Annotated in this window: 1 protein-coding gene; it reads left to right on the top strand. The window is 66.2% G+C overall.

Annotated features, from left to right (window positions below; genetic code table 11):
* On the top strand, positions 1-521 hold a 521-nt coding region (locus ACXJKJ_RS32190), incomplete at both ends, for a 3-deoxy-7-phosphoheptulonate synthase (RefSeq protein ID WP_457395820.1).

Here is a 521-nt window from a genome sequence, read left to right as displayed (position 1 = left end):
GCCCTGCACGAGATCCTGCACGGCCGCGACGACCGCCTGGCGGTGGTGATCGGGCCGTGCTCGATCCATGATCCGGTCGCCGCCATCGAGTACGCCCAGCGCCTCAAGCCGCTGCGCGATGCCTTTGCTGACGAGCTGGAAATCGTCATGCGCGTGTACTTCGAAAAGCCGCGTACCACCGTGGGCTGGAAGGGGTTGATCAACGATCCGGACCTGGACGGCAGCTTCAACATCAACAAGGGCCTGCGTGTGGCGCGCGGCCTGCTGCGTGATATCAACAAGCTCGGCCTGCCGGCCGGCGTGGAGTTCCTCGACGTGATCTCCCCGCAGTACATCGCCGACCTCGTCGCCTGGGGCGCCATCGGCGCGCGCACCACCGAAAGCCAGGTGCACCGCGAACTGGCCTCGGGCCTCTCGTGCCCGGTCGGCTTCAAAAACGGCACCGATGGCAACATCAAGATCGCCGCCGACGCGATCGGTGCGGCCTCCAACCCGCACCACTTCCTGTCGGTCACCAAGGA

It is taken from the genome of Roseateles sp. P5_E1 (assembly GCF_054049335.1).
Note: the sequence above shows the minus strand (reverse complement) of the source record. Positions and strands in the feature narration are given on the sequence as shown.